The organism is Phenylobacterium sp. J367 (genome assembly GCF_024699985.1).
Taxonomy (GTDB): domain Bacteria; phylum Pseudomonadota; class Alphaproteobacteria; order Caulobacterales; family Caulobacteraceae; genus Phenylobacterium.
Genome location: NZ_JAJONA010000001.1, coordinates 2,847,824 through 2,874,766, shown reverse-complemented (window position 1 = coordinate 2,874,766; position 26,943 = coordinate 2,847,824). Strand labels below are relative to the sequence as shown.

General features: G+C 64.6%; 27 protein-coding genes. 23 read left to right on the top strand and 4 right to left on the bottom strand.

Going from position 1 to position 26,943, the window contains the following annotated elements:
* Positions 1-22: 22 nt before the first annotated feature.
* Entirely contained in the window at positions 23-886 is an 864-nt protein-coding gene (locus LRS04_RS15400) for a transglutaminase-like cysteine peptidase (RefSeq protein WP_257817106.1), read from the top strand.
* A 198-nt stretch (positions 887-1,084) separates the two neighbouring features.
* Here the strand turns inward: LRS04_RS15400 and LRS04_RS15395 are convergent, their stop codons facing one another.
* Positions 1,085-1,393, bottom strand: coding sequence for a hypothetical protein (locus tag LRS04_RS15395; RefSeq protein WP_257817105.1), 309 nt, complete (start codon positions 1,391-1,393; stop codon positions 1,085-1,087).
* Between the two features lie 4 nt (positions 1,394-1,397).
* Here LRS04_RS15395 and LRS04_RS15390 point away from each other — a divergent pair, with 4 nt between their 5' ends.
* Together LRS04_RS15390 and LRS04_RS15385 are read left to right on the top strand one after the other, a co-directional pair.
* On the top strand, positions 1,398-2,264 hold the full coding sequence (locus LRS04_RS15390; RefSeq protein ID WP_257817104.1) for an O-antigen ligase: 867 nt from the start codon (positions 1,398-1,400) through the stop codon (positions 2,262-2,264).
* 264 nt (positions 2,265-2,528) lie between these two features.
* Complete coding sequence (locus LRS04_RS15385; protein WP_257817103.1) at positions 2,529-2,864, top strand: hypothetical protein; 336 nt, start codon at positions 2,529-2,531, stop codon at positions 2,862-2,864.
* Between the two features lie 399 nt (positions 2,865-3,263).
* Here LRS04_RS15385 and LRS04_RS15380 read toward each other — a convergent pair whose 3' ends face one another.
* The gene (locus LRS04_RS15380) at positions 3,264-3,410 is read right to left on the bottom strand and encodes a hypothetical protein (protein WP_257817102.1); all 147 of its coding nucleotides are present in this window, start codon (positions 3,408-3,410) and stop codon (positions 3,264-3,266) included.
* Between the two features lie 68 nt (positions 3,411-3,478).
* Here LRS04_RS15380 and LRS04_RS15375 point away from each other — a divergent pair, with 68 nt between their 5' ends.
* The 18 genes from LRS04_RS15375 (at position 3,479) to LRS04_RS15300 (ending at position 21,928) form a co-directional block, all read left to right on the top strand.
* Positions 3,479-3,829: a hypothetical protein gene (locus LRS04_RS15375; RefSeq protein WP_257817101.1), complete on the top strand. Its 351-nt coding sequence runs from the start codon at positions 3,479-3,481 to the stop codon at positions 3,827-3,829.
* Between the two features lie 87 nt (positions 3,830-3,916).
* Positions 3,917-5,278 (top strand): outer membrane beta-barrel protein, encoded by a 1,362-nt coding sequence (locus LRS04_RS15370; protein WP_257817100.1) that lies wholly within the window; start codon positions 3,917-3,919, stop codon positions 5,276-5,278.
* A 142-nt stretch (positions 5,279-5,420) separates the two neighbouring features.
* Entirely contained in the window at positions 5,421-7,124 is a 1,704-nt protein-coding gene (locus LRS04_RS15365; RefSeq protein WP_257817099.1) for a GumC family protein, read from the top strand.
* Positions 7,025-7,624 (top strand): CpsD/CapB family tyrosine-protein kinase, encoded by a 600-nt coding sequence (locus LRS04_RS15360; protein WP_308238154.1) that lies wholly within the window; start codon positions 7,025-7,027, stop codon positions 7,622-7,624. The genes LRS04_RS15365 and LRS04_RS15360 overlap by 100 nt, the downstream gene beginning before the upstream one ends.
* A gap of 49 nt (positions 7,625-7,673) precedes the next feature.
* On the top strand, positions 7,674-8,825 hold the full coding sequence (locus tag LRS04_RS15355; protein WP_257817098.1) for a WcaI family glycosyltransferase: 1,152 nt from the start codon (positions 7,674-7,676) through the stop codon (positions 8,823-8,825).
* A gap of 120 nt (positions 8,826-8,945) precedes the next feature.
* Positions 8,946-10,022 (top strand): GDP-mannose 4,6-dehydratase, encoded by a 1,077-nt coding sequence (gene gmd, locus LRS04_RS15350; RefSeq protein WP_257817097.1) that lies wholly within the window; start codon positions 8,946-8,948, stop codon positions 10,020-10,022.
* Positions 10,015-10,956 carry a GDP-L-fucose synthase gene (locus LRS04_RS15345; protein WP_257817096.1) on the top strand — a complete coding sequence of 314 codons (942 nt, stop codon included), beginning with the start codon at positions 10,015-10,017 and terminating at the stop codon, positions 10,954-10,956. Before gmd ends, LRS04_RS15345 begins: the two co-directional genes overlap by 8 nt.
* Positions 10,957-10,976: 20 nt before the next feature.
* Positions 10,977-12,227, top strand: coding sequence for a lipopolysaccharide biosynthesis protein (locus LRS04_RS15340; RefSeq protein ID WP_257817095.1), 1,251 nt, complete (start codon positions 10,977-10,979; stop codon positions 12,225-12,227).
* Positions 12,228-12,233: 6 nt separating this feature from the next.
* A complete protein-coding gene (locus LRS04_RS15335; protein ID WP_257817094.1) occupies positions 12,234-13,349 on the top strand; it encodes a glycosyltransferase family 4 protein in 1,116 nt (371 codons plus the stop codon).
* A complete protein-coding gene (locus LRS04_RS15330) occupies positions 13,349-14,602 on the top strand; it encodes a hypothetical protein (protein ID WP_257817093.1) in 1,254 nt (417 codons plus the stop codon). Before LRS04_RS15335 ends, LRS04_RS15330 begins: the two co-directional genes overlap by 1 nt.
* Positions 14,599-15,420 (top strand): glycosyltransferase family 2 protein, encoded by an 822-nt coding sequence (locus tag LRS04_RS15325; RefSeq protein WP_257817092.1) that lies wholly within the window; start codon positions 14,599-14,601, stop codon positions 15,418-15,420. Before LRS04_RS15330 ends, LRS04_RS15325 begins: the two co-directional genes overlap by 4 nt.
* A gap of 46 nt (positions 15,421-15,466) precedes the next feature.
* Complete coding sequence (locus LRS04_RS28065) at positions 15,467-16,567, top strand: glycosyltransferase family 4 protein (protein ID WP_374577210.1); 1,101 nt, start codon at positions 15,467-15,469, stop codon at positions 16,565-16,567.
* Complete coding sequence (locus LRS04_RS15320; RefSeq protein ID WP_257817091.1) at positions 16,564-17,781, top strand: glycosyltransferase; 1,218 nt, start codon at positions 16,564-16,566, stop codon at positions 17,779-17,781. Before LRS04_RS28065 ends, LRS04_RS15320 begins: the two co-directional genes overlap by 4 nt.
* A gap of 57 nt (positions 17,782-17,838) precedes the next feature.
* Positions 17,839-18,423, top strand: coding sequence for a colanic acid biosynthesis acetyltransferase WcaF (locus LRS04_RS28060; protein WP_374576565.1), 585 nt, complete (start codon positions 17,839-17,841; stop codon positions 18,421-18,423).
* 373 nt (positions 18,424-18,796) lie between these two features.
* Positions 18,797-19,534 carry a glycosyltransferase family 4 protein gene (locus LRS04_RS15315; protein WP_257817090.1) on the top strand — a complete coding sequence of 246 codons (738 nt, stop codon included), beginning with the start codon at positions 18,797-18,799 and terminating at the stop codon, positions 19,532-19,534.
* A 112-nt stretch (positions 19,535-19,646) separates the two neighbouring features.
* Positions 19,647-20,036, top strand: coding sequence for a hypothetical protein (locus LRS04_RS15310; protein WP_257817089.1), 390 nt, complete (start codon positions 19,647-19,649; stop codon positions 20,034-20,036).
* 135 nt (positions 20,037-20,171) lie between these two features.
* The gene (locus LRS04_RS15305) at positions 20,172-21,113 is read left to right on the top strand and encodes a glycosyltransferase family 2 protein (protein WP_257817088.1); all 942 of its coding nucleotides are present in this window, start codon (positions 20,172-20,174) and stop codon (positions 21,111-21,113) included.
* Positions 21,114-21,265: 152 nt separating this feature from the next.
* Positions 21,266-21,928, top strand: a complete 663-nt coding sequence (locus LRS04_RS15300) for a class I SAM-dependent methyltransferase (RefSeq protein ID WP_257817087.1) — start codon at positions 21,266-21,268, stop codon at positions 21,926-21,928.
* A 158-nt stretch (positions 21,929-22,086) separates the two neighbouring features.
* Here LRS04_RS15300 and LRS04_RS15295 read toward each other — a convergent pair whose 3' ends face one another.
* Positions 22,087-22,674, bottom strand: a complete 588-nt coding sequence (locus LRS04_RS15295; RefSeq protein WP_257817086.1) for a hypothetical protein — start codon at positions 22,672-22,674, stop codon at positions 22,087-22,089.
* 265 nt (positions 22,675-22,939) lie between these two features.
* Here LRS04_RS15295 and LRS04_RS15290 point away from each other — a divergent pair, with 265 nt between their 5' ends.
* Complete coding sequence (locus LRS04_RS15290) at positions 22,940-24,274, top strand: nucleotide sugar dehydrogenase (RefSeq protein ID WP_257817085.1); 1,335 nt, start codon at positions 22,940-22,942, stop codon at positions 24,272-24,274.
* 6 nt (positions 24,275-24,280) lie between these two features.
* Here the strand turns inward: LRS04_RS15290 and LRS04_RS15285 are convergent, their stop codons facing one another.
* Complete coding sequence (locus LRS04_RS15285) at positions 24,281-25,372, bottom strand: AGE family epimerase/isomerase (RefSeq protein ID WP_257817084.1); 1,092 nt, start codon at positions 25,370-25,372, stop codon at positions 24,281-24,283.
* 146 nt (positions 25,373-25,518) lie between these two features.
* On the opposite strand from LRS04_RS15285, the gene LRS04_RS15280 reads away from it, so the two are divergent.
* Positions 25,519-26,937: a mannose-1-phosphate guanylyltransferase/mannose-6-phosphate isomerase gene (locus tag LRS04_RS15280; RefSeq protein ID WP_257817083.1), complete on the top strand. Its 1,419-nt coding sequence runs from the start codon at positions 25,519-25,521 to the stop codon at positions 26,935-26,937.
* Positions 26,938-26,943 lie beyond the last annotated feature (6 nt).

Sequence of the window (26,943 nt, the reverse complement as noted above, 5' to 3'; positions counted from 1 at the left end):
CTACGAAATTGGGTGTGGTGTGGTGTCTTCTCTCAATACCCTGGCGAAGGGTGTGCTTGCGCTCGGCCTGAGCCTGTCGGCCGCCGCCTGCGCGACGACGCCCGAAATGTCGGCCCCGATGGCCATCGGCCCGCAGGCGCCCGCGCCGCGCGGCTTCGTGGAGTTCTGCGAGCGCCTGCCCACCGACTGTGGCGCGACGCCGGCGGAACTCAGCGCCCTGCGCGAGGAGGGCGTCCGACAGCGCGCGGCGGTCATCCTGGCCTCGCTGGCGCGGGACTGGAGCAGCGTCTACGCCGCGTCGGCCCGGGGTTCCGGACCGACCTCGGCGGTCGCCTTCCCGGCGGTCGTCCCGGCCGCGGCGGCGGCGAGCCCGCCGACCGCCAGCGTCGCGCCCGCGCCGACCGAGAGCCCGGCCGACGTCCAGCTCTCGGCCGGCAAGGTCGAGCTGACCCCGGACGCCTGGACCCTGATCACCCGGACCAACGACCGGGTGAACCGCGCCATCGCCCAGAAGACCGACATCGAGGCCTATGGCGTCGAGGAGCTGTGGACCATGCCCATCGAGGCCGGGACCCGCTACGGCGACTGCGAAGACTATGTGCTCGAGAAGCGGCGCGCCCTGCTCGCCGCCGGGATGCCGAAGGCCGCGCTGTCGATCGCCGTGGTCCACACGGCCAAGGGCGACACCCACGCCGTCTTGCTCGTGGACACCAGCGCCGGCGAGTACGTGCTCGACAATCTGACTCCCTGGGTGCTGCCCTGGACGAAGACCAGCTACCAGTGGCGGGAACGCCAGGTCGCCGGCTCGGCCGCGCACTGGGCCATGGCGGCGGGCGTGCAGCTCGAACCCGACACCTCCAGACTCTTGCTCGCCAGCCTCCGTTAGGGTCTGCTGCCCCGGAACTGTCCGGGGGCGAGGGTGGAGAGTCGATCCGATGGCCGCGCGGCCACGCGCTGGTGGTCGCCCGGGTGGTGGGCCAGGGATGCGCGCTGGATCGCGCTCCTGGTCCCCGTCCTGATCTTCGCCGGCCATGCCCTGCAGGGCGCGATCCTTCCCCAGACCGCCCTCGCGCTGGCCCTGGCCCTATCGCTCCTGCTCGGCGCGGCGCTCGCGACCCCCTCCGCCCGGCGGGGCCTCCATCGCGTCCGCAACCTCGTCTGGCCGGCAGGCCTGGTCGCCGCCGTCGTGGTCGTGGTCGTCTGGTCGCTGACGCCGTGGCCGCCCGGAGGGCCGCATCCGGTCTGGGACTTTGTCCGCATCCATCCGGCCGCCGGCACGCTCGACAAGTCGCTGACGCTCATCGAACTGATCAAGCTGCTCGGCCTGGCGGTCGCCTTCGGCCTGGGCCTCCTGGTGGCGGGGGAGCGACGAGCGGACGCGCCTGTCGCTCAACGTCGTGCTCGTCCTGGGGGCCGGCCTGGCGATCTGGTCGGTCGCCGACGCCTTCGCCGCCGGCCTGAACATCCGCACGCAGCGCCTGGCCGGCCCCTTCCTGATCCCGAACACGGCCGCGACCCTGTTCGGAATGCTGGTCGCCCTCTGCCTCGGGGGGCTGGTCAGCCGCGCGTCTGGGTCGCGCCGCGCCCAGGCCTTCGAGCGCGCCGGGCCCTACGGGGGCCTCGCCCTGCTGTTCGCCGCCTGCCTGCTGGCCACCGCCTCGCGGGGCGGCGGCCTCGCCGCGGGCGCCGGCCTCGTGGCCTTCGCGGCGCTGCTGATGTTCGCAGGCCGGCTTCGCTGGTCGCGGGCCCTGCTCGCCGGCGCGGCCGCCCTGGTCGCCGGCGCAGTGCTGCTGGCGATCAGCGGCGACCTGATCCTCGACCGCGCCTTCGGGACGACGCTCGCCGACACCAGCCGCCGGTTGATCTTCACGCCGCACTGGGAGGCGTTCGCCGCGGCGCCGGTCGGCGGCTATGGCCTGGGCGTCTTCGACATCGTGAACCGCACGCTGCTCGACACCGGCAACATCCGCGAACTCTGGGTCGTGCGGGCGGCGCACAATGTCTTCCTGACGTGGCTGGAGCACACCGGCGTCGTCGGCGCGCTGCCGATGTTCGCCTGCGTCGGCGCGGTGATCGCGCTCAGCCTGCGCGGGGCCCTGAGGCGCCAGCGCATGACGGCGATCCTGTTCGGCCTGCTCGCCGCGGACGTGGTGATCGTCGTCCACGGGCTGTCGGACTTCGCGCTGGAGACCTATTCCATGGCCGCGTTCTGGTCCTACCTGCTGGGCCTCCAGTTCGCCGCCTCGCAGAGCGCCGCCCGATGATGACGCCCCGCCGCATGGTCCTCGTCGGCGCATCGCTGGCCGCCGTGACAGGCGCCCTGGCCCTGGCGGCGATCGTCAGCCTGTCCACCGGAAAGGCGGTCGGCGTCGGGCCGGTCTCGGTTGGGCTCAGCTACGGCTACGATCTCGCCGCCTACGAGGCCCTCACTCAACGAACCCCCACGCCGGCCGACCTCCAGCGCGCGCGCGCTTGCGACCCGGGCGCTGCAGCAGTCGCCCTACCTCAACGGCGCGCGGCTCAAGCTGGTGCAGATCGATGTCATGGAGCACGGGCGCCTGACGCCGACCGGCGCGCGCCTGTTCGCGGAGAGCTACGACCTGATCCCCTATGACGACGACGTCGCGGCCTGGCGCATCCGGTTCGGACTGGAGAACTGGGCGCAGCTCTCCCCGGGCGCGCGGCAGGCCATGTGGCGCGAGGTGCAGGCCTGGTCGACGGTGGACCGCCGCGCCACGGCCATGCAGGAGATCCTGATGTCAATCTCCAACCCGGACGGCAGGTTCGCAGCCGGCCTGTGGTTGCACGTTCTTAAGACGAAGACGTCACATAACTCAGCACATCGGCCACAGGGGCGAGAATAGAGTCCCGAGAACTCGCGGAAGATTCGACTTTCGTTACGGTCTGGCTTAAAGAACTGGCAACCGTAATGGACTTCTCGCGCAAGTGGTGGCTCTCATGACTCTCCGCAACCTGACCATCGGCGCCGTTGCTCGCGCCGCAGTTGTTGTCGGCGCCGTGGGCGGCGTGGCGACGATCGGCGGGCTCGCCTTCGCGCAGACGACGGCCGAGGCCGCCGCCGCGGTGGAAGCCGCCGTGCGCGCCAACGCCAACGCCGACACCGCGACGGTCAAGGCCGCCATCGACGCGGCGCTGGCCGGCCTCTCACCGGAAGATCAGCAAGCCGCCCTCGCCGCGGCGAAGGCGGATCTCGCCGACGAAGCGGCCTCGGCCGATCCGGACGTCGCCGCCGCGATCCTGGCTCAGTCCATCGAGGTGAACGTCGAGGTTGTCGTCGCGGCCGCGGCGGCCACCGGCGCCCCCGTCTCGCAGGCGGCCGTCGAGGCCGCGATCACCGCCGCCGTGCAGTCGACGCCGGCGGCCACGCCCGCCATCGTGAACGCCGCCATGGGCCAGGCGGCCGCGGCGCTCAACAGCAATCCGGCGGTCGCCGCGGCGCCCGGCCGCCCTGGCCGGGGTGCAGGCCCAGCAGACCGTTATCGTCGCCACCGCGATCCAGACCGCGGTCGCCCAGGCTGTCGCCACCAGCGGCGGCGATACGGCCGCGCAGCAGCAGGCCGCCGCCGAAGCCGTGGCTCAGGCCCTGACGACCGCGGGCGTGAGCGCCACCGTCGCCAACACGGCGCTGGCCCAGGCCTCTACCGCCCTGGCAAACTCGGGCCAGGCCGGCGCGGCGGGCGCGATCAGCGGACTGGGCGCCGCCGCCCAGGGAACGCAGCTGGCGACGGGCCAGACGCAGGTTCCGACCGGCACCATTGTGACCCCGGTCACGACGCCGACGCCGCCTTTGGTGATCTATCGAGGCTAAGTTCTCGACTTAGGGCCGACTGGGGAGACGGTCCTCGGGCGCTTCGGCGGCCGCAAGCATCGTAATTTACGAGCAGGGGATAGTTCTGTGATCGGGGATAAGCGGATTCTGGCCGCCGGTACGGCCATGTTCCTTGCGGGTGGCTACTCCAGCCTGGTGCTGGCGCAGACGCCGGCCGGGCAACCCTCCACGGCGCCGGCCGGCCAGCCCGCCGCGCCGGGCGCGGAACGCCAGGGCGTGGCGCTGTCCACCGACGCGGCGGACCTCTTCGCCCGCGACCGCAACGTGGCGGTGTCGCAGCGACCGCGCGAAGGCTACGAGGCGCGCGGCCTGCGGATGGGCGCCTTCCTCGCCTATCCGAAACTGTCCGTGTCGGCCGAGGCCAACGACAACATCTACGCCACCGACCTCAACGAGGTCGACGACATGATCTGGCGCATCACGCCCGAGGTGAACCTCAACTCGGATTGGTCGCGGCACGCGCTGGGCGCCTATGCCCGGGCCGTCCTCGCCCGCTACCAGGACAACGACAACGAGAACACCACCGACTACGCCCTGGGCGTGAACGGCCGCCTCGACCTGCTGCGCTTCACCAATATCCGCGGCTCCTTCGACTGGGGCGACCTGACGGAACCGCGCACGTCGCCGGACAGCCCCGGCACGGCGGCCGAACCGGTGAAGTACAACCTGTCGACGCTGAATCTGATCGGCGAGCACACGGTCAACCGCCTGCGCTTCATGGGCCGCTATCAGTACCAGCGGTTCGATTACGAGAGCCCGGACCGCATCGGCGGCGGGATCGTCGAGCAGAGCTACCGGGACCGCGACATCAATCTGTTCCTGGGCCGCGTGGATTACGCCGTCAGCCCGGCGACCGCCGTGTTCTTCGAGGTGACGGGCAACAACCGCAACTACGATCTTCCCGGTGTCGGCGGCGCCCTGAACCGCGACTCCGACGGCATCCAGTTCCTGGCGGGCGCCAATTTCGAGCTCGGCGCCGTCGCCCGCGGTGAAGTGGGGGTCGGCTACCTGGAACAGGAGTTCGACGACCCGGCCCTCGAGAAGATCGACGGCTTCGGCGCCCGCGCCCAGGTCGAGTGGTTCCCGACCCAGCTCACGACGGTGACCTTCAACGGCAGCCGAACGGTCGAGGACAGCGCTACCGGAGGCACCGGCGCCTACCTGTCGTCGAACGTCGGCGTCACCGTCGACCACGAGCTGATGCGCAACGTCATTCTCACCGCCCGCGCCGCCTACGGCGAGGACGAGTACGACGAGATCGGCCGGAAGGATGAACGGCAGAACGCCGGCCTGAGCGCCACCTACCTGCTGAACCGCAGCATCGGGCTCAAGGCGAGCTGGGCCTACGACCGTCGCGACACGGTCAAGGGCGCCGGCGACAGCTTCAAGCAGAACATCTTCGCCGCCACGATCACAGCGCAGTTCTGAGCATTAGGATAGCGCCGATACGTCGCACGGCCAGCGCTTCCCGCGCCGGCCGCCGTTGGCCTATGTCCTGCAGGGCGCGGCCGCAAGGGTGAGCGAGGCTTCTCAGATGAACGTCCATAGTCCCGTTTCGGAACTCGAGACGATGGACCGTCCGGCTTTCAGCGGCGCGGAGGGGTTCGGCCGGATCGATCCGAGACGGCTCCTCAACGCGTTCCGCCGGCGCATCCGCCTCTTCTCCGCCATCGTGGTGCTGGTCTTCCTCGGGGCCGTGCTCTTAACCCTGTCGGCGACGCCCAAGTACACGGCGACGGCCAGTGTCATGCTGGATCCTCGCAAGGAAACCATCACCAGCCAGGAGGCGGTGCTTTCCGGCCTCCCCGCCGACTCCAGCACCGTGGACACCGAGGTCGAAATCCTCAAGTCCCGGCAACTCGCCGGCCGCGTGGTGCGGGCCCTGAAGCTGGACGAGGATCCGGAGTTCAACGGCGCGCTGCGCAAGCCGGAAGGCCTGCGGGCCGTGACGGCCGGCCTCAAAGGGCTGGTTTCGGGCGCGACGCCGCCGCGGAAGCTGACGCCCGCGGACCTGCAGCGCCAGCAGGACAGTGTGATCGACGCCGCGCTGGCGGGCATCGAGGTCCGGCGCGCCGGCCTCACCTATGTGATCCGCATCAACTATGAGGCCCAGTCTCCGGGCCGCGCTGCGGAGATCGCCAACAAGTGGGCCGAGCTCTACCTGCTGGAACAGCTCGAGGCGAAGTTCGACGCCACGCAGCAGGCCTCCAACTGGCTCAACGGCCGGCTTGGCGAACTCCGCGCGCAGGTCATTGCGGACGAGGCCGCGGTCCAGCAGTTCAAGATCGCCAACAACCTGCTCAGCGCGTCCGGCACCAGTCTGACGGAGCAGGAGATCTCAAGCTACAACATGACCCTGGCCCAGGCCCGGGCGCAGGTCGCCGAGGACGAGGCCCGTCTCGCGACGGCCCGACGCCAGCTCGCCGGCGGCTCGAGCGGCGACGATGTCGGCGAGGCGCTCAGCTCGCCGGTGATCCAGTCGCTGCGCGCCCAGCGCGCCCAGGTCAGCGGCCAGGTCGCGGACCTCCAGGGCCGCTACGGGGATCGCCACCCCGAGATGCTGAAGGCCAAGCGCCAGCTCTCCGACATCGACACCCAAATCGAACAGGAGATCAGCCGGATCATCTCCAACCTCGAGGCCCGCGCCTCGGTGTCGCGGCAGCGCGCCGGCGCCCTGGCCGGCAGCCTGGGCGGCGCGAAGGGCACGCTGGCGGCCAACAACCGCGCCATGGTCCGGCTGAACGAGCTGCAGCGCACGGCCGAAGCCTCGAAGACGCTCTATGAGAGCTATCTCAACCGCTACAAGGAAACGAGCACCCAGCAGGGCATCGAGCAGTCGGATGCGCGGGTCGTCTCGAAGGCGAAGATCCCGGGCGGGCCGAGCTCCCCGCGGGTCCCCCCTGAACCTCGCGCTCGGCCTCGCGCTGGCGCTCGGCCTGGGTGTCGCGGCGGTGTTCGTCGCCGAGATGCTGGACGCCGGCCTGACGACCGCCGAAGACGTCGAGCGCCGGCTGGACACCCCCTATTTGGGCGCGGTGCCGCTGCTCGCGTCGGTGGCCGACGGCGCGTCGATCTCCCCCGATCGATTTCATCGTCGCCAAGCCGCTCTCCGGCTTCTCGGAAGCGTTCCGCAATCTCAAAACGTCCCTGCAGTATTCACGCCTGGGCGAGGCCGTGCAGGTGGTGGCCGTCACCTCCGCCCTGCCCGGCGAAGGCAAGACGACGACCTCGGTCTGCCTCGGCCGCGCGGCGGCCCTGCAGGGCGCCCGGGTGATCGTGGTCGACTGCGACCTTCGTCGCCGTACCGTGAACCGCCTGCTCAACGCCGAGCCGACCACCGGCCTGCTCGAGGTGCTCAGCGGCGAGGCCACGCTCCAGCAAGCGATCACGCCCGACAAGGAGACCGGCGCGGACTTCCTGCCGCTGGCCAAGAGCGCCTTCACCCCGCGGGATGTCTTCGGCTCGCAGGCCATGGACCGGCTGATCCACGACCTTCGCAGCCGCTACGACCTGATCGTCCTGGACACCGCGCCGGTGCTGCCGGTCGCCGACACCCGGGTGCTGGCGCCGAAGGCGGACGCGGTCCTGTTCCTGGCGCGCTGGCGCAAGACGCCGCAACACGCGATCGAGGCCGCCTTCCGTCAGCTTGCGGGCACCGGCGCCCATCTTGCGGGCGTCGCCCTGACCCAGATGGATATGAAGGAACAGTCGAAATACGGCTACGGTGACCCTGGTTACTACTATGCCGAGTACAAGAAGTACTACGTGAGCTAGAAACGCTCCGGGCGGATGTCCGGAGCGCTCTGCGGGGGCGGGGCAGACTTTGAAGCAGCGGGTCGTCATCTACGGCATGAACTACGCCCCCGAACTGGCGGGCGTGGGCCGATACACCGGCGAGATCGGCGAACACCTGGCCGCGCAGGGGCATGAGGTGGCGGTCGTGACGACCCCGCCGCACTATCCCGGCTGGCGGGTCCAGGCCGGGCATTCGGCGCGATCCTGGACCGTCCGGCAGGTCGCAGGGGCGACGGTGATCCGGTGCCCGATCTATCTCCACGCGGGCATGCGCGGTTTCCGGCGCCTGTTCGCCCCCCTCTCCTTCGCCTTGAGCTCGGCGCCCGTGGCGATCTGGCACGCCCTGAAGCGCCGCCCCGACGTGGTCATCGCCGTGGAGCCGACGCTGTTCGTGGCGCCCGTGGCCCTGCTCGCGGCCCGCCTGGTGGGCGCTCGGACCGTCCTTCACATTCAGGATCTCGAGGTCGAGGCCGCCTTCGCCATGGGCCATCTGTCCGGCGGCGGCGTCCTGAGCCGGATAGCGGCCGCCTTCGACCGCTGGGCGGTCCGGCGGTTCGACCGGATCGTGACCATCTCAGAGCGCATGGCCGAGAAGGTCCGGGCCAAGGGTGTCGCCCGTTCGAGGGTCGAGGTCGTGCGCAACTGGGTCGACCTCAGCAAGATCCACCCCGATCTCGACGGCGGCGCCTATCGTCAGGAGCTGGGGCTGCGGACCGACCAGTTCGCGGTGCTCTATTCCGGCAACCTCGGCGCCAAGCAGGGCGTGGGAGTCCTCGCCGAGGCTGCGAAACGGCTCTCCCACCGGGACGACATCGTCTTCGTGATCGCGGGCGATGGACCGATGCGCCGGGACCTCGAAGACGCCGCCCAGGCGCTTCCCAACCTGCGGGTTTTGCCCCTGCAGCCCGAGGCGCGGTTCGGAACCTTCCTCGCATCGGCCGATCTTCACGTCCTGCCCCAGGAGCGCGACGCGGCGGATCTGCTGCTGCCCTCCAAGCTCGGGGGCATGCTGGCGTCCGGCAAGCGCATCCTGGTGACCGCCGATCCGGGCACCGAGCTCACCGACTTCCTGGGCGACAGCTGTGCCTTCTCGCCTCCGGGCGACGGCCAGGCGCTGGCCGACGCCATCGCCGCCCTGGCGGCGGAGCCCCCTGCCCTGTCCAGCGCCGCGAGCGCCTGAACCGGGCCGGCCAACTCAGCCGGACGGCCGGGATCGAGGCCTTCACCGAGGCGGCCCTCATCTTGCAGGCGCCGGCCCCACAGAACACGAGCCGCCGGCAGGCGGCCTAGGAGACTCGCGATGGCGGACAACGAAACGCGCAAGGTCGCCCTGATCACCGGGGTCACCGGCCAGGACGGGGCCTATCTGACCGAGCTCCTGCTGGAGAAGGGCTACATCGTCCACGGGGTGAAGCGCCGCTCATCGTCCTTCAACACGGGCCGGATCGAGCACCTGTACCAGGACCCGCACGAGGAGAACCCGCGGCTCATCCTGCACTACGGCGACCTTACGGATGCGACGAACCTCATCCGCATCGTCCAGGAGGTCCAGCCGGACGAGATCTACAACCTGGCGGCCCAGAGCCACGTCCAGGTGAGCTTCGAAACGCCGGAGTACACCGCCAACGCCGACGCCGTCGGCACCCTGCGGCTGCTAGAGGCGATCCGGATCCTCGGCCTGGAGAAGAAGACGCGCTTCTACCAGGCCTCCACGTCCGAGCTCTACGGACTGGTGCAGGAAGTGCCCCAGAAGGAGACGACGCCCTTCTATCCCCGCAGTCCCTACGGCGTGGCCAAGCTCTACAGCTACTGGATCGTCGTGAACTACCGCGAGGCGTACGGCATGCACGCCTCGAACGGCATCCTGTTCAACCACGAGAGCCCGCTACGCGGCGAGACCTTCGTCACGCGCAAGATCACCCGGGCCGCCGCCGCCATCGCCCACAAGCGTCAGGAGACGCTCTACCTAGGCAACCTCGACGCCAAGCGCGACTGGGGCCACGCCAAGGAGTACGTCCGCGGCATGTGGATGATGCTGCAGCAGGACGAGCCGGACGACTTCGTCCTGGCCACGGGCGAGACGACCACCGTGCGGCAGTTCGTCGAGTGGGCGTTCGAGGACGCCGGCTTCACGCTGCGCTGGGAAGGCGAAGGGGTCGACGAGAAGGGCTACGACACCAAGAGCGGCAAGCTTCTGGTTGAGATCGACCCTCGCTACTTCCGGCCGACCGAGGTCGACCTGCTGCTGGGCGACCCGACCAAGGCGCACACCCTGCTTGGCTGGAAGCATGAGACCAGCGTCCGCGAGTTGGCCCGCGAGATGGTCCGCGAGGATCTGAAGGCTATGGTCTCCGACCCGATCGCCAAATATGCCTGAGGCTTTTTCCCTTTCCGGCAAGCGGGTCTGGGTCGCCGGCCATCGCGGGATGGTCGGGGCGGCAGTCGTGCGCCGCCTGGCGTCCGAAGACTGCGAGGTCCTTACGGCCGGCCGAGCGAAGCTCGACCTGAACCGTCAGGCGGACGTCGAGGCCTGGATGGCGGCAAACCGGCCGGACGCGGTCGTGCTGGCGGCGGCGAAGGTCGGTGGAATCCTGGCCAACGACAGCTATCCGGCGGACTTCCTCTACGAGAATCTGATGATCGAGGCGAACGTGATCCACGCCGCGTACCGGTTCGGCGTCGAGAAGCTGCTCTTCCTCGGTTCGTCTTGCATCTACCCGAAGTTCGCCCCACAGCCGATCCCCGAGGACGCTCTCCTCACCGGCCCGCTCGAGCCGACCAACGAGTGGTACGCGATCGCCAAGATCGCGGGCATCAGGCTGGCGCAAGCTTACCGCAAGCAACACGGTTGCGATTTCATCAGCGCGATGCCGACTAACCTCTACGGCCCGGGCGACAATTTCGACCTCGACAGCAGCCATGTGGTGCCCGCGCTTATACGAAAGGCACATGAGGCAAAGCGATCAGGCGCCCGCAGCCTAACGATATGGGGGACCGGCACTCCTCGCCGAGAGTTCCTCTACGTAGACGATTGCGCCGACGCTCTAGTACATCTCCTCACTCATTATTCGGGCTATCAACACGTCAACCTCGGATTCGGTGACGACGTCACCATCCTTGAACTCGCCAACATGGTATCACGCATCGTGGGCTTCGAGGGTGCGATCGCGTGTGACGCGACCAAGCCGGATGGAACGCCGCGCAAGCTTCTGGACTCATCATCTCTCAGCGCAACGGGGTGGCGACCTAAGACGAGCTTATCTGAAGGTATCCGCCTAACTTACGATTCTTTTCTGAGCGCAAACATTTAGACGAAGAATAATCGCGCTTCATGCAAATAAAGGGTCGACTTCTTCGAAACATCGCCTCCGCCTTGGCCACTCGGGGCATTAATTTGGCCGCCTCGATAGTCATTGTTCCACTGCTTCTGGCAGAGCTCGGTCCGCACGGATACGGGGTCCTGGCGATCATATTAAGCGCGACCATTTTCTTTAGCTACGCCGACCTTGGGCTGGCTCTCGCAGTCGTTAACGTCGTTAGTTCACCAACTGAAAGTCCGGAGAATATCCGCTCTACTGTTAATCGCGTTTGGTGGATCCTGTGCGCCATCTCGATTGCGACCAGCCTCATCGGGATTGCGGCGCTCATCACCCTATCCTTTTGGATGCCTGCGCTACGTACTCACCTTTTCGCTTGGATCGTGGCAGTTGCGTCAATCTCCGCATCCATCCCAACGGGCCTAGTTCAGCGCATCTTGTTTGCCCAACAGCGCGGCCTCACTTCCGGCCTGTGGAACGCCGCAGCGCGTATTGCTTCTGCAGCCGCCGTCTGGTTCGCGATGCCTCTGAACCTACCGCTCGAATACTTCTCGTTTGCAGTTCTTGGGATACCTGCGGTCGTTGGATGGCTATGCGTGATCTACTTCTTCGGCGTGAACTCTCCTGCGCTTAGACCAGGCTTTTCAATTCCTCACCCCCGACACTGGGGATCCGACCTCAAAGCAGGGCTGTCTTTTACAGTCCTCCAACTCGGGGTGTACGTCGAAACTGGGCTCGACAATGCACTGATTGGGGCGTTCTACTCGGCGACCGTGGTCGCGCATTATGATCTCCTTGCGCGTCTGTTCAACTATATCCCAGCGCTAGTTTCGATCGGAGCCTTCCCCCTTTGGCCGGCATTGCGCAATGCCAACCTCGGCAAGGCTGAAGCTCAACGGCTGATGCTAGCAGCCTACACAACAATGGCCGGCATTGTTATTCCACTTGTCTTGGCCCTCATCCTTTGGCACGACGCTATTATTGAGCTGTGGACCGGACAACCGTACGAAAGATCAGCATCGCTCGCGACAGCACTCGGACTATTTACCCTGCTGACTTGCGCCGCAACGATCCAAGGCATGGCGCTCAACTCTCGGAATTTAATTACTACGCAGGCGCGCACGCAACTCATCACGTTACCAATCTTGTTAACGGCGAAATCACTTGCGCTCTCCGCCGCTGGCGTTAGCGCAGCGCCGGTCATGACCTCGCTGACCGTCCTAGGGCGGAGCGTCTACTACTCCTTCGGCCTTCGTAGGCGCTGAGCGACCATGACCTCCCATCCTCGCCTTCGCGTGCTGGTCGATACGCCAAAATACTTTGTTCGACCGAACAATACCGACTGGTCCTACATGCGTTCTTTGGGGCTGATGGAGACGTTTATCCCTGTAGACTTCCTATATCCATCAGATCCGCTCGACATCGTAGACTCTGCGTTTTTGATCGGCGGTCGCATCTGCCCACCACTCGCGCGGAGACTTTACACCCCGCACATCCGCACTTTGAACTTGCGTCGCGTCGTGAATATGCGCCCGGATATTGTGTTGTCACATCGTCGCTTTCCAGTGAACTGTCGGAACATCCCTGTAATTTGGCACCATGCAGTGCTCGACCCTGAGATGCAGCTCTTTGCTCATCCACAATGCGATATCGCGCGTAAGTATGACGAGCAGAGCGAGATGTACCATCTGGCCACAGGTGTCCAAGTTTCCACCGTCTCGGAAGCGTCCCGGCATGCCGAGCGATATCCCGACATTGGAGAAAGATTTCATCCAGTCCCGTTTTTCCTGCCCCACCTGACACCGGTTGAACTGGATTCGTTGCATCGAAAGCATTTCGACGATCAGCTTCTTCGCGTTCTGTTCGTCGGCCGTGACGCCAAGCGCAAAGGCCTCGATCTATTGTTACACGCAGTTGCTCTGCTGCCTCCGGACGCGCGAAGGAGGCTGCACATCACAATAGTCACATCCTTCGGAGACGGTGAGATCCCACTCCCCGCCGGAACCTCTATAGAGCATTACGCAGCCCTGCCCCCGGCCGACGTCGTCGCTCTCATGCACCGCTGCCACATCTTCGCAATGCCGAGCCGCTTCGAGTCTTTCGGGTTCACCTACGTTGAGGCCATGGCGTCCGGGTGCGCAGTCGTCGGACCGGCTTGGGAAGTTCAGCGGGAGCTTCTTGGGAATGGCGCAGGCCTGACCGTACGCCCCGACCCTGGCATGATCGCTGACGCGCTGCTGACGCTCATCGCGTCTCGCCAGCGGCGGATTGACCTCGCGCTAGGAGCCTTGCGTCGCTACAAGGAAAGATATTCTCCAAGTGTTGTAGCTGACGCTCATCTAAGGATGTTCGAGCGAGTTGTCCGCGACTGGCAGGACAAGCAGTGATGCCGGGCATTCGCAGCGACAGCATCATCCTATTGATTGCTGGGCTTCTCTCCGCAGTCCAGATTAGAGCTATTGGCACCCTGTTCGGGACCGATCTTCTATTAACGCTTGCCTTTCCAATCGTGCTTTGGAAGCGTTTCGGTTCCATCGATTGGCGACATTTGGCTCCCTTGCTTCTCCTGATGGTCCTTTGGTTGGGTGGTCAGATCGTGTCCGATTTGGTCAGAGACACCCCGTTTGTGGACTACGCGCGCGGTTGGGCTCGAATTGCCCTCATGTTCACCGGCCTTGTTACCGTCGCCCTGATCTCGCGGATGCGAATTGTCCCCATCATGGCCTTTTCTGTGGGCCTAGCCATCTCCGGGGTGATCGCCGCCACGCTGTTCCCCAACGCCTATCAGCAAGGGCAGCCCTGGAAGTTTGGCTTTGCGCTTCCTGTCGCGCTTTTGACGACCGCACTCGCAAGTTCCGTGAGCCTTAGAGGCCCGGCGGGAGCAGCCGTCCGGTACTCACCACTCGCGCTTGGCGCTCTAAATTTGTTCCTTAACTATCGATCGATGTTCGCCTTGCTATTGGGAACATCGGGGATGATCGCCATCGCGGACGCTTTTCGTCGTCGACGCCCTGGCGCTCGGATCGCATCACCAATTTTTGCTGCGGTTCTCGTAATAGGTGTGATTGCCGGGGGCCTTTTGGCAGCGAAGACCTATGAGATCCTTGCTTCAAACGGGACGCTGGGCCCTGTGGCACATGAAAAGTACGTTCAGCAGAGCCAAGGCGACTTGGGCGTGATCTTGGGAGGGCGTGGCGAGTCCCTGGTTACGTTGCGCGCTATCGCCGACTCTCCGTGGCTAGGACACGGGTCATGGGCCAAGGACCGATACTACGTTGGTCTAAGAGTCGTACTCCTCCGCGCCCGAGGAGTTAACGCGAGAGACGTGGGCATAGACTCTGAACTGATACCGACTCACTCGTACTTCTTTGGTTCCTGGGTCGAAGCGGGATTGCTCGGCGCGGTGTTCTGGGCTGCTGCCTTTTTAGTGGGTGCTCTCGCACTCATTCGCCTCGTAGACTGTCCGCCAGCTGCCGCCCCGTTTGTGGGATTTTCGCTTCTACAGCTCCTTTGGAATATCCCCTTTTCTCCTTTCGGAGCGGATGTCCGTTTCCACGTGACTGTACATATCCTGTGTGCAATCTGGGTATTGCAGCAATCTCGCTCGGTCGAGGCTCCGCGTCGAGCAGGCCAACAATGAAAACACCGCCCCTCATCTCTGTGATCACCATATCATTTAACCAGGCCGCTTATCTTCGGCAATGTATAGATTCGGTACTTGCCCAGGATTTCCCGGACCTTGAGTATATAGTAGTCGATCCCGGCTCTACAGACGGGAGTCGCGATATAATAGCCAGTTACGGGGACCGTATTTCGCAGGTCATACTGACTCCCGACGATGGGCCAGCAGACGGACTAAACAAGGCCCTTTCGGCCTGCAGGGGGCGTTATCTCTACTACCTTAACTCTGACGATGTCGTCTTGCCTGGTGCATTCCGGGAGGCGATGCTGGAATGGGAACGCCGACCGGATCTCGCTGTGGTTTACGGTCACGGACTGGTAATCGACCAGAACGATCGAGTTCTGCGCCGTGTCTATTCCGCGCCGATCATGACCCCACTTCTGTACGCGCTGGGCGTTGCGGTCATTGTCCAGCAAGCTGCCTTTCTTCGCGTGGATGCAGTCAAGGCGGTGGGCGGCTTTAACACGACAAACCGCACATGTTGGGATGGCGAGTTGTTCCTTCGCCTAGCCATGGCGGGACATAAGTTCAGACGAAAGCACGTAGATTTTGGATGCTTTCGCATCTACCCCGGGTCAATCAGCGGCAGCGGTCGATTAAATGATGCCTATGAAGTCGATCAAGCAAGGCTCCGCGCTCTTGTTGGATTGAATTTGCCCGATCCGCTTCGACTCTTGCTGAAACTTACCATCTGGAGCCTGATCCGCATCTTGGACTGGCAAGCGACTCTCGGTCGGCTGACTCGCAAGGCAGTACCACTAGCGCGATCGTGCTGACGTGGTTTACATCTACCTCTGGGAGCCCTGCATCTCCCAACATAAGATGCCGCTCTTCAGAGCCTTGGCCCAATCCAGAGGCGTCTCAGGTGCAGTTTACATCAGCCACGATGGCGTTCCCGCGGCGCGGGCTGCCCAGGGCTGGCGTTCTGATTGGGCACGCACGCCTTCGGTCGTGGTTGCGCCGACGCCGGAACAAATCAGCGGAGTGATAAGAGAGGCTCCACCGAACACAGTCCACATTTTCTCAGGAATCCACGGACCGTCGACGATAAGTCACGGCCTCCAAGAGGTGCTCACACGGGGAGATACTTTCGGGATTATGAGCGAGCCGCGGGCAATGGATGGCGCCGGCACGTTCCTTCGCCTCGGGCACTCCTGGGCGACTGAGGGTCGGATTCGCACTCAGGCCTCTTTCGTGTTGGCGATTGGGCGTGAAGGCCCGATATGGTTTCGACTTGCGGGATATGACCCGGGTAAAATATTCCCCTTTGCCTACTTCCTTGATAGACCAGACACCCCCTCGCTATCGGCCGCGGCAGGCGAGCATTCCCTCCACATCGGATATGTGGGGCGGCTTGAACGAGCCAAAGGCTTTCACTTGCTCCTATCGACAATGTCGCAACTCCCGGAAGCGCATTTGACGGTAGTAGGGAGCGGAACCTTGGAGGCGGCGCTCGGGCGATGCGCACGGCGCCGACCAGGGTCTGTAACGCATCTCGGCATCTTACCGTCGGAGCAGATCCCGGCTTTCATGGCTTCGATCGATGTCCTTGTCTTGCCGTCGGTAAGGAAGGACGGTTGGGGTGCGGTGGTGACTGAAGCACTGCTCAGCGGCACCCCAGCCGTAGTGTCCCGCCGAGTCGGCGCCTCACTGGTGATCGAGCGGCACCCCTTCCTAGGGAGAGTCGCGCCCGAGAACTCGGTGAGAGCACTTTCCGACGCCATCAGATCCGTTGCGAAAGGCGTGAACAGAGCCGACCTACGCAGTGCTCGAGCCCACTGGGCGCGTGCTCATTTGTCTGCCGAAGCAGGGGCAGAAGCGCTGCTTTCTATCGTGCAAGGTCGCACGACGAGTCCGGATAGCGCCTGGCTAGCCGCCGTTCGCGAACGGGACGACGACCCGCATAGGTCGAGGTTGCAATGACGAAGCAGCAAGACAGTAACTTCAGCGCAATCCGACCCCTTCGTCTCCTCCACGTCATCGCAAGCGCGAACCCGATCGGAGGAGGTCCGATCGAAGGCATCCTCCGCCAGAACGAGGCGTCCGCGGGATGGGGGACCCGAGAGATCGTTACGACAGACGACCCTTGCTCTGCGTTTCTCCAGGAAATTCCACTAGTGGTTCATGCCACAGGCAAGACGCTTCCCAAATCACCTCTTCGACCAATCCTTCGCAGGTATAGCTATTCACCGTCTATAACCGCTTGGCTCAGGGAGAATGCGTCCAACTACGACGCAGTCGTAGTCAATGGGCTCTGGAATTTTGCTGCGATGGCGGCTGCTCGCGCGTTGCGAAAATCAAAGACACCGTATTTCGTATTCCCTCACGGGATGCTCGATCCATGGTTCAAGAAACAATATCCACTCAAACACGTCGCAAAGCAGATTTTCTGGCTATTCAATGAAGGGCCGCTCTTGCGAAAAGCTGCAGCCGTCCTATTCACTACTGATGAAGAACGCCTTCTCGCACGGAAGTCATTCTGGCCGCTCGGGTATTACGAACTTGTTGTAGGCTATGGCACGGCCTCGCCACCGATCGCTTCGCCAGAACAACTCGCCGCTTTCGCAGAGCGTGTCCCACATTTAGGTGCCCGGCCATACATTCTATTTCTGAGTCGCATTCACCCCAAAAAGGGATGCGACATGCTTATTGAGGCATTCTCTTCCACCTGTCGGCTGAATACGGAACTCGACCTTGTTATCGCCGGGCCCGACAGCGAAGGAACACTGGATAAGTTGAAGCGCCGAGCTGCTGTGTTGGGAATCTCTGATCGGGTGCATTGGCCGGGGATGCTCCAGGGTAACGCTAAGTGGGGTGCATTCTATGGGGCCGACGCATTCGTCCTCCCGTCTCACCAGGAGAATTTTGGGATTGTTGTCGCTGAAGCGCTAGGTTGCGGTAAACCAGTTCTGATAACTGACAAGGTCAATATATGGCGCGAGGTCCATCGGGCCAAGGCTGGCCTTGTTGCAGCAGACACTCCACAAGGCATCTTAGAGATGCTTAGGGAGTGGGACGAAATGAGTGACCTTGAGCGGGAGGACATGGGCCAAGCGGCGAGAGGCCTCTTTCGCCAGCAATTCGACGTGCGGCAGTCCTCACTTGCAATGATGCAGGCTATCGCGTCTCGGATTTAATCTGGTGATACTGAGACTGATGAAAAATCCAACAAACGCGATCGGCAGTCTAGGTTGATGTCTCACCCCTTATCAGCCGCATCTTCGCGACCGCTTGCTGGCGGGCCCAGCTTTTCATTTCGGAACAGGATCACCCGCCTTAGTTGGGGGGTGACTTGGGCGCTCTTCGCCAGATGGACGCCGAATTCGTTCAACATCTGGCGCCTATTCCTGCTCCATCTTTATGGAGCTAAAGTGCGAAGAACTTCGGCAATCTCTCCGAGCGCAAAGATTTGGTTCCCTCCCAACCTTGTCCTTGGCGACAGATGTGCGCTGGGCCGGCGCGTCAACTGCTACAACATGGCGCCGGTAACCATCGGTGACCACGCAATTGTGTCGGAGGGAGCCTTCCTCTGTGCGGGATCACACGATGTCGACGACCCGAATTTCCAGCTGGTCGTTGCCCCGGTAGTCATTGGCCCTTCGGCATGGCTCGCTGCAGATGCGATGGTTGGGCCTGGCGTGATCGTTGGCGAAGGGGCGGTCCTCGGAGCTCGCTCGGTCGCATTTCGCGATTTGCAGCCCTGGACCATCTACGTGGGAAACCCTGCGAGCGCGGTTCGTGCTCGCGCCAATCCGCGGAAAGAGCCACCGAGGTTCTGATGCGCATCAACTGTCTAATGGGGCCCTTCCTACCGGTGCCGCCGGCAAGAGGAGGCGCAGTCGAGCGGATCTTTGACGGCTTGTGTCGCGAATTCGCCGCTGCGGGCAACACGGTAACGGTGATCTCGCGGAGATTCGCTGACTGGCCTGCCTCCGAAAGCATCCAAGGGGTAAATCATATTCGGGTTAAGTCGTGGGATGCTCCGCGAAGCCGCATTGCCTATCGGTTACTTGACTTCGCATACGCCCTGCGAGCTGCAAGGGTCCTCCCCCCGCGGATGTCACCATAACCCATAGTGTGATCGCCCCAATTCTGCTGCCACGCCGCGCTGGCGCAATATATGTGAGCGTCGCACGGTATCCCAAGGGGCAGATGCGCCTCTACGGCCGCGCCACTCGCTTACAAGCTGTTTCGACCACAGTAGCGGCGGCAATAGCCTCTCAGACACCGAGTATGGCAAACCGAGTGGTGGTCCTCCCTAATGCGGTAGCAGAGGAGTTTCTGCGCAACCCCAATCCCCCTCAGGCGCTCCGCCGCAACCAGATTCTTTATGTTGGCCGTATTGCTCGTGAGAAAGGGCTGCACCACTTGGTGTCAGCCTTTCGCGAGGTCCGAGATGCTTATCCGGAATGGACCTTACGTCTCGTTGGCCCGCACACCGCTGACGGCGGAGGCGATGGCCCGGCTTATCTTGCTGAACTGCGGAGGCTCGCAGTTGGTGACCCCAGGATAGCGTTTGAGGGCGCAAGCTATTCGCCGGAAGCGCTTGCCGCCCACATGCGCCAATCGAGCATCTTCGTATATCCGTCGATCTCCGAAAGAGGCGAATCCTTTGGACTTGCACCTCTCGAGGCCATGGGATGCGGCTGTGCAGTGCTAGTTTCAAACCTTGCTTGCTTTGGGGACTTCTTAGTCGCCGGCGTCAATGGTGATACCTTCGATCATCGTCAAGAAGGCCATTTGGCAGTGAAACTTCGCGACCTCCTTGGATCTCCTGCGTTAAGGGCGCGGCTCTCTGCAAGTGCCCAGTTAACTGCCCAACGTTATTCGACTGCAGAAGTGTCACACCTCTTTCTGACCGAGTTTCAGCGCACAATCTCCCACTCATAAGGCCGCCCAAATGCAAGGAAATTTGATCGAGAAGTCCGTACGGGCAGCGCTCGATTTGGCCGGAACACCTACGCGGATACCGAAACACCTAAGGCACCTCCGCGTGAGGCCTGTGGATGCAGAGATCCCCTGGTTTTCCTGGTCATCGATCGAATTCTTACAGTCATACGTGAATCCTGAAGCGACCGTCTTTGAGTATGGCAGTGGAGGCTCCACTCTTTTCTTCTCACGGCGAGCGAAGAGCGTCGTTTCGGTCGAGGACAATCATGCGTGGCATGCTCTCATGACCAAGACCCTCGCAGAACGGGGCGTTCAAAATGCAGAATTAATGCTCGCCAGCGCGGACTTGGGAACGGCTAATTATCGCGACACTCCCTACGTCCGGGCTCTGGATAGGCCCTTCGATATCATCATCATCGATGGCACTGAGGACTGGCCTAGCGAGTTGGTGCGCCCGCACTGTTTCAACCACGCGGAAACCAAGGTGACAGCTGGGGGGTGATCATCCTAGACGATGCATGGCGATATGACGGACGGCTCACGCCTGCGCGAGAGTACAAACAGGTGAGGCGGTTCGAGAGTGTTGGCCCAGCTCGGCCAGGGGTAACGCGCACCGATATCTATTTCTACTAAGATCATGCCCGAAATCACCGCCGTCGTTCTCACGAAAGACGAAGAATTACATCTCGCACGTGCCATTCGCTCCATCTCGGGCATCTGCAGGAAGGTGTTCGTCGTAGATTCCGGCTCCACGGACAGGACAGTGGATATCGCAAAGACGCTCGGCGCGGAGGTATATACGCGGACCTTTCTAAATCATGCCGACCAGTTGCAGTGGTCGCTTGATAACCTTCCGATAGACACTGAGTGGATTCTCCGTCTCGACGCAGACGAGGTACTCGAGCAGGATCTTGTCCGATATGTAAATGCCCATCTAGACAACCTGCCGGACGAAGTTGCAGGCGTAACGCTCAGCCGCAAGCATATTTTCATGGGGAGATGGATTCGGCACGGCGGTCGCTATCCGATGCAGATGCTTCGGCTCTTTAGGCGAGGGCGCGCCTTTGTTGAAGATCGTTGGATGGATGAGCACGTCGTACTCTCCAGTGGGCGCACCGTACACTTTCCCGGCGGCTTTTCCGATTGGAACCTACGCCCGCTCAATGACTTCATAGAAAAGCATAATAGATATGCTACGCGCGAGGCCCTGGATATCGTATTACTTGAGCTCGGAGCCAGGCGAGACCCCCTCCTATTGCCCCAACGGACATCATTAAAAGCCGCAGGCACGCGCGTAATCAAGAGGTACGTATACGGAGCGATCCCATTCTACGTATCGGCGTGGCTGTACTTCATTTACAGATACGTGTTTCGACTCGGCTTTCTTGATGGTGTAGAAGGAGCTATTTACCATACGCTGCAAGGCTTCTGGTACCGATACTTGGTAGGCGCCAAGGCTCTTGAACTACGTCGCGCTATCCGCAGTCGGGGGGAAAATACTATCGCTCACGCCATCAGCGTGACCGTTGGATTCAATGTCGATTTCTTGGAAGATTCGCCAGAGAGGCTGAATTGCTAATCAGATCGGATGATCCAGCCGCGGCAGCAGATCTCGCGTCACTAGAACGCGCTCTAACTACGTTTTACGCTACGGCAGACGACTACTACGGGATTGCAGCCGGATCGGGAAAAGATCACCTTTTCGCGCCTCTTGTTCCATACATTGAAGAGATGTTACGCGAAAACCACATCGTCCGTCTTCTTGAGATCGGCGCCGGAAAATCGCACTTACCTGCGTATCTAAGAAGATATTTCGGACCTGACCGGCTGCACATCACACTCCACGACATAAATGACCGGAATACTAGCCACAACTCCGGGCTTGGCGTTGAACACATTAATTGCAAGGTTGAAGAAATTCCCGAGAGATTGCGCTTTGACATTATCGTTTCTTTTTTTGTTTTTGAGCATATTATTCGACCTTTTGACTATATTCGTCAAATGGACAACATCCTGAATCCCGCGGGGCTGTTTCTGTTTGTTTGCCCACGGTATGATATACCCGGATACATACCGCCTGCTGTCAGGCATCTGTCTCTGGTGTCGCAGCTTGCGATCAACGCAAGACTTGTAGCGAGCGCCGCCTTAGCTCATCTGACGCGAAAGCCACGCTTTTGGGTAACCAGCGATCCAGCCGTATTGAACCGATCGTGGCGCCGCGATTGCGATGCTGTTCACCTAGTTTCAGGATCTGATCTTCATGTCGCGCTCGGAGAGCGCGGCTACCAGAGAGCGCACTACCGAGTGAGGCTTGGGAAGGGGCTCGGGAGCAACATCTTGAGGATCATCCTCCTCAGGGAACTCTACAGAAAGTCGGTTAGTGGTGTCGGTTAGATCGTCGGCCCGAGTAGAGCGCAATCTTCATGGCTCGGACGATTTCTCACGCCTAAAGAGAACAGCTCTTGCGGAGGCGGAACTAGCTTAATCCACAAAGGCAAAGAGACCCACGGGCAGGCGTCGAAGCCACGCCCGCCCGCTTCTCTTTGCGGTCTTCAGTTGCCGCCGCCGGCCGCGTCGAGGGCGATCGCCTGGGCGTCCGAGATGCGGCCGATGATGGGCGTGCCGCCGACAATCGCGGCGACCGGCGTTCCGAAGCTCTCGGCCGACAGGACGCCGGAGGCCGGGGCCGGGGCGAAGGCCGGGTTGCGGGCCTCGATCTGGGCGAGGCGGCGGGCCGACTCGTCGGCGATGTTGAAGCGCCGAACCGGGACGTTGCGGTTGTCCATCGGCCGGTTGCTGTAGGCGTAGGTGAACTGGCCGTCGCGGACCAGCTCGCGGTAGAGGGCCGCGGCCTGGGCCTCGCGGCCGGTCACCAGATAGGCGCCGGCGAGGTTGAAGCGCTTGCCGACGCTGGCCCGGTCGTCGGTGGCCCGTTCGAACAGGTTCGCGGCCGTAAATCTGTCGCCCCAGGCGATCGACGTCTTGCCAACCACGTCGGCGGCGTCGGTGCCGGACAGCTCCGCGGCGTTGGCCAGGGTGGTGCGGGCCTCCATGCGGGCCGCGTCATGGGTGGTGGTCGCGCAGGCCGTCGCCAGGACGCCGGCGGCGGCGATACCGAGAACGCTAGCAACTTTGGTCATCAGTCTCTCCAAGCTTCGCTGCAAGGGCCGCGCCGGAGAGCTGCAACTCACACTCTCGCCCACCAGGCTGCGCCATTGCGTCTGTTTCGCGCGCGCCCAACCAGCAGAGCTTTTCGATTGTTCCGGCCCTCGGAGATTCTTGTTCTGCGGACGCGCAGGCGGGCGCGACGCCCGCGGATGCCGCCCCGCCCTTGACCCGCCGCCCCGAACTCCGGATGGAGGTTCCCGGCCGCCGGTGGCGCGGCCGGACCGAGCCCGGGAAGACATGCAGCCGAACCCCTTCGAGGCCCTCCGCGGCAAGCTCGCCGACCGCTCGGCCGCCGTCGGCGTGATCGGGCTGGGCTACGTCGGCCTGCCGCTGGCCGTGGCCTGCGCCCGCCAGGGCTTCCCGACGCTCGGGTTCGACATCGATCCCACGAAGATCGAGGCCATCGCCGCAGGGCGCTCGTACATCGGGGCGGTGTCCAGCGCGGAGCTGGCCCGCCTGACCGGCGCGGGGACGCTGAGCGCCACGGGCGCCTACGACCGCCTGGCGCCGTGCGACGTCATCGTGATCTGCGTGCCGACCCCGCTCAGCAAGCAGCGGGACCCGGACCTGTCCTATGTGGAGGACACCGCGCGGGAGATCGCCGCCCGGCTGCGGCCCGGCCAGCTCGTGGTGCTGGAATCGACGACCTATCCCGGCACCACCCGCGAGGTGCTGAAGCCGATCCTGGAGGCCGGCGGCCTGGTCAGCGGCCGCGACGTCTTCGTGGGCTTCTCGCCGGAGCGCGAGGACCCCGGCAACACCGCCTTCGAGACGGTGACCATCCCCAAGGTGGTGGCCGGCGACGGGGCGGAGGCCTCTGAGCTCGTCCAGGCCTTCTACGGCGCGGTGGTCAAGGAGGTGGTGCCGGTCTCGTCGCCCGACGTGGCCGAGGCGGTGAAGATCACCGAGAACGTGTTCCGGGCGGTGAACATCGCCCTCGTGAACGAGCTGAAGCTGATCTACGACGCCATGGGCATCGACGTCTGGGAGGTCATCGAGGCGGCCAAGACCAAGCCCTTCGGCTACATGCCCTTCTATCCGGGCCCGGGCCTGGGCGGCCACTGCATCCCGATCGACCCCTTCTACCTGACCTGGCGCTCGCGGGAGTTCGAGGTGCCGACCCGGTTCATCGAGCTGGCCGGGGAGATCAACACCGCCATGCCGAACCATGTGGTGGAGGTGCTGGCCCGGGCGCTGGACGCGCGGCGACAGACGGCGCTCAGCACCGCCCGCATCCTGGTGATCGGCCTCGCCTACAAGAAGAACGTCGCCGATGTGCGGGAGAGCCCGACCTTCAAGCTGATGACCCTGCTGGAGCGCCGGGGCGCCGAGGTGGCCTTCCACGACCCGCACGTGGAGGCGATCCCGCCGACCCGGGAACACGCGGAGTTCGCCGGCCGCCGGTCGGTCGCGCTGACCAGCGAGGCCGCCGCCGGCTATGACGCCGTGCTGATCGCCACCGACCACGACGCCGTGGACTATGCGGCGCTCGCGGCCGCGCCGCTGGTGGTCGACACGCGCAACGTCATGGCCCGGCGGGGGCTCGACCTCACCAATGTCGTGAAGGCCTGACCGGCCTTAGGCGCCGCGCCGCTCCAGGAGCGGCAGGATCCCGCCCACGAGGTGGTAGAGCGAGGTGGCCGGCGCCGGCTCCTCGACGAAGGTCCCGTCGGCCCGCTGCTTGTCTCGCCAGGCGCCGCGGGCGGGCGTCGCCAGGAAACCGGCCAGGCCGTTGGTGGCCTCCAGCGCCTCGCGGTCCGAACCCAGGGTCAGGGCGGCGCGCAGGTGCTCGGTCTGCGCCCAGATGCGGGCGACGGGTTCGCGGACCGAGAGGTCGCTCCAGAGCGCGCCGACCGCGACGCCGCGGGCCGGATCAACGCCGCGCCGGCCATGCTCATAGAGCCGCCGGGCGGCGGCGCGCGCCCTCCCCTCGCCCCGGCTCAGGCCCCAGGCGTCCAGGAGATAGGCCCACTCGAACTGGTGGCCGGGCTCGATGAGGCCGCCGGCGTCGTCCGCCAGGGCCTGCCAGTCGGCGTCGAAGAATTCGCGCAGCACGCCGGCTTCGGCGTCGATGAACCGCGTCAGGGCCAGACGGGCGATCTCGTCGGCCACGGCTTCCCAGCTCGGATCGCCGGCCATCTCCCAGGCGAGCGCCGCCTCGAAGAGATGCATGTGGGCGTTGGCCTGGAACGGGTGGCCGCCGACCTCCCGCCAGCCGCCCTCCGGGTGGCGCAGCGCCTGGAGGGCGTCGCGGGTGGCGCGCGCCGCGTCGCGGCGGCTGAAGGCGGAGAGCGCCAGGAGCGCAAAGGCCTGTTCGTAGAGGGCGGCGGCTCCGTCGACCACCGCCCCCGCCTCGTCGGCGGAGAAAACGTAGAGCCCGTCCGGGCGGCGGTAGCGGGCCTCGAACGCCTCGAGGCCGCGCCCGGCCAGGGTGCGGTAGGCCGGTCCGAAGCCCGCGTCGGCGGCGGCGGCGAAGACCCAGACCTGCCGGGCCTGGACCCGGGCGCGGCGCGGGCCGGGCAGCGGCGCGCCATCCGGCGTGAGCTTCTCCTGGAAGGCGCCGGTCGCGGCGTCGACGCCGACGGTCGACCAGAGCGGCAGGGCGGCCTCGCGCAGCCAGGCCTCGTACCAGGCGGCGGCCTCGGCCAGGCTGTGGAACGGCGCTCCCATGCATGCCCCATACAGGCGGACCGGCGCCGTGACCAAGGCCGCCTGCCGATTTTGTCCGCACTCCGCGCCCGCCGCGGCCGCGTAGCCCTCGCGGTAAGGCGTCGGCGCCAGTATAGATGGATGTGTTCTGAGCGGTCGGGGGCCGTATGTCGGCGAAGATCTTTCCGGTGATCCTCTCGGGCGGCTCGGGCTCGCGCCTGTGGCCGCTGTCGCGCGAGAGCTATCCCAAGCAGCTCCTGCCGCTGATGGGGCAGCGCACCATGCTGCAGGAGACGGCGCTGCGCGTCGCCGATCCGGCGCGCTTCCACCCGGTGACGGTGGTCGCCAACGCCGAGCACCGCTTCGTCATCGCCGAGCAGCTCCGCGAGGCGGGCGCGCGGCCGCCGACCATCGTGCTGGAGCCCATGGCCCGCAACACCGCGCCGGCCGTCGCCACCGCGGCGCTGATCGCCGAGGGCCAGGATCCGGAAGCCCTGATCCTGGTCATGCCCGCCGACCATGTGATCCCGGACGCGGCGGCGTTCAACGCGGCCGTGGACGCCGGCCTGCCGGCCGCCGCGGCCGGCGCCCTGGTGCTGTTCGGCATCCAGCCGGACAGCCCGGCCACGGGCTATGGCTACATCCAGGGCGGCGAGGCGCTGGGCGGCGCCGCGCGCACGGTCTCGGCCTTCGTGGAGAAGCCGGACCTGGCGACGGCGGAAGGCTACCTGGCCCGCGGCGACTACTACTGGAACAGCGGCATCTTCCTGCTGCCGGCCCGGGCCGTGCTGGCCGAGATGGAGGCCCATGCGCCGGGCGTGCTGGCCGCCGCCCGCGCGGCGCTGGCCGCCGCCAGCCGCGACCTGGACTTCCTGCGCCTCGACGCCGAGGCCTTCGCCGCCAGCCCCTCGATCTCCATCGACTACGCGGTCATGGAGCGCACGAAGCGGGCGGCCGTCGTCCCCTCCACCTTCGTCTGGAGCGACGTAGGCGCCTGGGGCGCGCTCTGGCAGCTCGCGGATCGCGACGGCGACCAGAACGTGGAGATCGGCGACACGCTCGCCGAGAACACCAAGGGCTCCTACCTGCGCAGCGAGGGTCCGCTGATCGCCGCGGTGGGCGTCGAGGACCTGATCGTCATCGCCACGCCGGATGCCGTGCTGGTGGCCAGCCGCCACGCCGACCAGGACGTGAAGAAGGTCGTCGAGCGGCTGAAGGCGTCGAACCACGACACGGCCACGCAGACGCGGCGGGTCTATCGCCCCTGGGGCTGGTACGAGGGCCTGCACGCCGGCGACCGCTTCCAGGTGAAACGGCTGACGGTGAACCCGGGCGGCAAGCTCTCCCTGCAGAAGCACTTCCACCGCGCCGAGCACTGGGTGGTGGTGAACGGCACCGCCGAGGTCCACGTCGATGGCGTCCATAAGCTGATCGGCGAGAACGAGAGCGTCTATATCCCGCTGGGCGCGCAGCACCGGCTGGCCAACCCGGGCAAGGTGCCGCTGAACCTCATCGAGGTGCAGTCCGGGGCCTATCTCGGCGAGGACGACATCGTCCGCTTCGAGGACGTCTACGCCCGGACCTGAGGGCCT

Coding starts and splice junctions, on each gene's coding strand:
- LRS04_RS15380 (WP_257817102.1), bottom strand. CDS start 3,410: ATGGCGGCGTTCACGATGGCGGGCGTGGCCGCCGGCGTCGACTGCACG.
- LRS04_RS15365 (WP_257817099.1), top strand. CDS start 5,421: ATGGACCGTCCGGCTTTCAGCGGCGCGGAGGGGTTCGGCCGGATCGAT.
- gmd (WP_257817097.1), top strand. CDS start 8,946: ATGGCGGACAACGAAACGCGCAAGGTCGCCCTGATCACCGGGGTCACC.
- LRS04_RS15345 (WP_257817096.1), top strand. CDS start 10,015: ATGCCTGAGGCTTTTTCCCTTTCCGGCAAGCGGGTCTGGGTCGCCGGC.
- LRS04_RS15340 (WP_257817095.1), top strand. CDS start 10,977: ATGCAAATAAAGGGTCGACTTCTTCGAAACATCGCCTCCGCCTTGGCC.
- LRS04_RS15335 (WP_257817094.1), top strand. CDS start 12,234: ATGACCTCCCATCCTCGCCTTCGCGTGCTGGTCGATACGCCAAAATAC.
- LRS04_RS15330 (WP_257817093.1), top strand. CDS start 13,349: ATGCCGGGCATTCGCAGCGACAGCATCATCCTATTGATTGCTGGGCTT.
- LRS04_RS15325 (WP_257817092.1), top strand. CDS start 14,599: ATGAAAACACCGCCCCTCATCTCTGTGATCACCATATCATTTAACCAG.
- LRS04_RS28065 (WP_374577210.1), top strand. CDS start 15,467: ATGCCGCTCTTCAGAGCCTTGGCCCAATCCAGAGGCGTCTCAGGTGCA.
- LRS04_RS15320 (WP_257817091.1), top strand. CDS start 16,564: ATGACGAAGCAGCAAGACAGTAACTTCAGCGCAATCCGACCCCTTCGT.
- LRS04_RS28060 (WP_374576565.1), top strand. CDS start 17,839: ATGTCTCACCCCTTATCAGCCGCATCTTCGCGACCGCTTGCTGGCGGG.
- LRS04_RS15315 (WP_257817090.1), top strand. CDS start 18,797: ATGCGCCTCTACGGCCGCGCCACTCGCTTACAAGCTGTTTCGACCACA.
- LRS04_RS15305 (WP_257817088.1), top strand. CDS start 20,172: ATGCCCGAAATCACCGCCGTCGTTCTCACGAAAGACGAAGAATTACAT.
- LRS04_RS15300 (WP_257817087.1), top strand. CDS start 21,266: ATGTTACGCGAAAACCACATCGTCCGTCTTCTTGAGATCGGCGCCGGA.
- LRS04_RS15295 (WP_257817086.1), bottom strand. CDS start 22,674: ATGACCAAAGTTGCTAGCGTTCTCGGTATCGCCGCCGCCGGCGTCCTG.
- LRS04_RS15290 (WP_257817085.1), top strand. CDS start 22,940: ATGCAGCCGAACCCCTTCGAGGCCCTCCGCGGCAAGCTCGCCGACCGC.
- LRS04_RS15285 (WP_257817084.1), bottom strand. CDS start 25,372: ATGGGAGCGCCGTTCCACAGCCTGGCCGAGGCCGCCGCCTGGTACGAG.
- LRS04_RS15280 (WP_257817083.1), top strand. CDS start 25,519: ATGTCGGCGAAGATCTTTCCGGTGATCCTCTCGGGCGGCTCGGGCTCG.